3 protein-coding genes are annotated in these 2,106 nt (G+C 33.3%); all 3 read left to right on the top strand.

Annotated elements, in window-relative coordinates; translation table 11 throughout:
• Positions 1 to 764, top strand: a 764-nt coding sequence (locus AB1630_12700; GenBank protein ID MEW6104649.1) for a hypothetical protein, incomplete at its 5' end; no start/stop codon positions are given.
• Complete coding sequence (locus tag AB1630_12695; GenBank protein ID MEW6104648.1) at positions 761 to 1,765, top strand: hypothetical protein; 1,005 nt, start codon at positions 761 to 763, stop codon at positions 1,763 to 1,765. The genes AB1630_12700 and AB1630_12695, both read left to right, overlap by 4 nt.
• Before the next feature lie 45 nt (positions 1,766 to 1,810).
• Positions 1,811 to 1,984, top strand: coding sequence for a hypothetical protein (locus AB1630_12690; protein ID MEW6104647.1), 174 nt, complete (start codon positions 1,811 to 1,813; stop codon positions 1,982 to 1,984).
• Positions 1,985 to 2,106: the final 122 nt, after the last annotated feature.

Raw genomic sequence — 2,106 nt, 5'->3', positions numbered from 1 at the left:
AGACACCTGGTGGAATAGGCGGGGTATTGGATAACATATGGGGTGCATTTAAGGATATATTTGAAAAGAGAGGAATAACCAAGGATAATTTAAAAGATAAGGTAAATGAAGGGATGCAGAAAAAAATAGACGAGGCTAACATAGAGAAAAAGATAAAAGAAATTATCAAGGATGGAACTATCTCTGACAAAGAAAAGACAGATCTAGAATTATTATTGAGCAAATATCTACAAGCTTATAATCCATTTGGGTTTAAAATCCCCAAGGAAGATTGGAAGGAATTAGGGATTAGATTATCTAAGGATATAGCAAATGTAGTGGTTGGTTATATAGCCAAATCTACAGGGATAGAAGGGGAGCTTAAGGCAATTAAGATAACCAAGAAAGTATTTGAAGGAGATTTTAAAGGAACCCTAGAATCTTTAATTAAGATCTTTGATTCAACCGGAATGTTTAAACTGGCAAAGATGATTGCAGATTATGCAAAGTATCCTGCAGATTGGGTTTTGGAGTATACTTATAAAAAATTATCAGTGAATTTCTCTGCGATTGGAAATTGTGAGCTGTATAACCAAGCAATCTCTTCATTCCGCCTTGGACAAGAAATTATACGTTATCCTTCTGGAATTGAACTAGTCATCCTTGATGTTGCCTATTATGACCGAACCAAAACTCATCTTCCTGGCTTTGTAGATTACCTAAATAAGAATTTTCCTGAGGCTTCAAAGAGAATTATAGATTTTATCGCGAACCCTTCAGTATGATGCAGGTAATTTTTTCTCTATTTCTAACCCTAGCAATTATCCTTTGTGGATGCAATAAACCCAAGTCTCCCCTTGATATAATACCAAAGCTACCTATTCTTATAGATATTGGTGATAAAGAAAAAATAGTATTTTGCTGTGGTTATGATCTTTACGCAATTGACCCTAATGAACCGGGCATAGTTGATCCTGATGAAAATTATGAGCAAATTCTTCTTCCCTCTCCTTATCAGGAAGGTTGTCCACAATGGCTTCCTGATGGAAAAAGGTTCGTTTTTTCTAGTATCTATCCATTTAAAGAGACAAAATTTTATATGATAGATTTTAATAAAAAAAGGGTCTTTGATATGGAAAAGATGTATAAAAAGCTCCTTAAATATGGCCTAAATGATGGACCTAACTGGTCTTTAGATTGCAAAAAAATCATATTTTCAGGTGGAGATAGTATTTATATAGCAGATGCAAATGGAGATAACATAAAAAAAATTGTTGATATTCCTTCTGATGAATTTGCTTCCTCAATTTCATTTTTTCCTGATTCAAAAAGGATTCTTTTTAGTTTTCAGAGTTTAAAAGATAAAACTAAAAAAGGGATTTATAGAATGGATATAGCTACGCGAAAATGGAATAGATTAACATATAACAATATTATAAAGGCTAGCCATCCTTGTTGTTCTCCAGATGGAAGTAAAATTGTATTTGAAGGGAGATCACCTAGTGAAAAGTGGCAAAGGATTTACATTATGGATGCGGACGGAGGAAATCTTCATAGATTAACCAAGGATGATGACCCAAAAAGAATATGTGAATGGCAAGCTTCTTGGTCTCCCGATAGCAAAAAAGTTGTATTTACAGGAGTGCTTAAAGTTAAAAAAAATAGGTCAAGGTCAGAGCTTTTTATAGTCAATGTAGATACAAGAAAGTTAGAACAACTAACCTATACTTCAAAAACATCAAGTCATTCTCCCTCCTGGCGTCCTCGTCCTAAATTTTTAAAATAATCACAGAAATATGCAGAAAAGGCAACTTGGCAATTATCATATTAGATGGGAAAGGGAATATTTACTGGCTTAGTGATTTTTGGACTAATCACATTTTGTGTAGTAGGTTGGACAGCAAATTTATATGTCCCTTCACAATATTCAACTATCCAATCAGCTATAAATGCAGCAAGCAATGGAGATACTATCTATGTTTCTCCAGGGACTTATCAGGAGTAGTAATTCTCGGTAAAAACTTAAACACATTAAAAATCATCATTTTTTTCTTTTATCTTCTCTATCCTTCTATATTTATAGTGATTTTTGCCTTTCCCTTTGGTTTTTTCTTCTTTGTTTTTTGT

The organism is bacterium, assembly GCA_040753555.1.
Taxonomy (GTDB): Bacteria; UBA9089; UBA9088; order UBA9088; family UBA9088; genus JBFLYE01.
This window is presented reverse-complemented; position numbering and strand designations above follow the sequence as displayed.